At 75.6% G+C, this 1,444-nt stretch carries 2 protein-coding genes; both read right to left on the bottom strand.

Going from position 1 to position 1,444, the window contains the following annotated elements; translation table 11 throughout:
* Positions 1–64: 64 nt before the first annotated feature.
* The gene (locus DQW06_RS22270) at positions 65–616 is read right to left on the bottom strand and encodes a GNAT family N-acetyltransferase (RefSeq protein ID WP_013151713.1); all 552 of its coding nucleotides are present in this window, start codon (positions 614–616) and stop codon (positions 65–67) included.
* 227 nt (positions 617–843) lie between these two features.
* Positions 844–1,344 (bottom strand): carboxymuconolactone decarboxylase family protein, encoded by a 501-nt coding sequence (locus tag DQW06_RS22265; protein WP_117199242.1) that lies wholly within the window; start codon positions 1,342–1,344, stop codon positions 844–846.
* Positions 1,345–1,444 lie beyond the last annotated feature (100 nt).

Genomic DNA, 1,444 nt, shown 5'->3' with positions numbered 1-1,444 from the left:
CCGCCCCGCTCCCGTGAGGGCGCCGGGTGCCCGGGCGCAGGTGCCCGGGACGGGAGCGGAGGGCTCAGGACGGCCGGACCAGCTCCCGGACCATCACCACGCGCGGCAGTACCCGGATGCCCGCCCGCTCCTCGGCCCGCCAGACCCCCTCCATGCCCGGGCCCCACTCCGCTCGGGGGAGCACGGAGAACCCGCGGTCCGCGTACCAGGGCCCGTTCCACGACAGGTCGCGGAAGGTGGTGAGGGTGAGGCGGGTGTGACCGGCGGCAGCCGCCTCGGCGCACACCGCCTCCAGCAGGGCGCCGCCGATCCCGCGCCTGCCGTGGTCGGGGTGCACGGCCAGCTGCTCCAGGTGCGGGCGCCCGTCCACGGTCACCGTCGCGGCCAGGCCGACCACGGAGCCCTTCGCCGCGGGGTTCCCGTCCCGGCTTCCCACGGGGCCCTCGGCCGGAGCCGCGGCCGTGTCCCCAGCGGGTTCCTCGGCCACCAGGACCCGCTCCGCGTGCGCGAGCACCTCCCGCGGGTCGTCGGGGGGCAGCACCACCCCGGCGGCGGCGAACACGGTGTCCGCCGCCAGCGACACCTCCACCACGCGCGGTTCGTCCTCCGGCCGCATCGGTCGGATCCCCGGTCGCCCCACCGGTCCCCCTCGTGCTCGTGCTCTCTCCGGTGCGGACGCCATCCTGGCCGGTTCCGGCCGCCGCGGCCAGTCGTTTTCGCGTCCTGGCCCGGTGACCGGAGAGGGCCCGGGCCCGCCCGTGCGCGCTCGCGCGGGCGGGCCCCGCGTCGCCGCCGAGCCCGACCGTGCCCGGGGCGGGACCTCTCACCCCGGGCGGTGCGGGGTCAGTCCCGCCACTGCTCGGCGGGCGCCACACCGGGGAGGGGTCTGCCGATGAGGGCGAGGGGGGCGAAGAAGCAGACCTGGCCGATCGCCATGATGAGCGTGGCGAGCGCCCTGTCGTCGTAGTGGGCGGAAGCGGCGGCGTACAGGTCGTCGCCGACGCGTTCGCCGTGCGGGTTGGCGGTGAGGACGGCCTCCAGCAGCGCCAGCGCGATCCGCTCGGCGTCGGTGAAGCAGGGGGCGTCCCGCCAGGAGGCCACGGCGGTGATGCGCTCCTCCGACTCCCCGGCCCCGCGGAGGTTGCCGGAGTGCAGGACGGTCAGGTAGGTGTTCCCGAGGATCTGGCCGGCGCGCAGCTGCACCAGGCCCACGGTGGTCCGCGGGATCGAGCCGTTCCCGGTGGCCGCGAACAGCGCCTTGCTGATCTCCCCCAGTTCGGGAACGAGCACGGCGGGGTTGGGCAGCCGGGACTGGGTCTTCTGCTGGCTGGCGGTGGTGCTCATGATGCGGTGTCCTTTCGGTTCTCCGGTCGTCACGTCGTCGTGATCACAGCCATGACGAACGGGCCGCCGAGAATGTGACCGGGCGGACGCGGTCACATTC

Origin of the sequence: Nocardiopsis sp. TNDT3, from assembly GCF_003427465.1 — a bacterium.
GTDB classification, from domain to species: Bacteria; Actinomycetota; Actinomycetes; order Streptosporangiales; family Streptosporangiaceae; genus Nocardiopsis; species Nocardiopsis dassonvillei.
This window is presented reverse-complemented; position numbering and strand designations above follow the sequence as displayed.

Excerpts from the sequence above, each read along its gene's own strand:
- DQW06_RS22265 (WP_117199242.1), bottom strand. The coding sequence starts at position 1,344 with ATGAGCACCACCGCCAGCCAGCAGAAGACCCAGTCCCGGCTGCCCAAC.
- DQW06_RS22270 (WP_013151713.1), bottom strand. The coding sequence starts at position 616 with ATGCGGCCGGAGGACGAACCGCGCGTGGTGGAGGTGTCGCTGGCGGCG.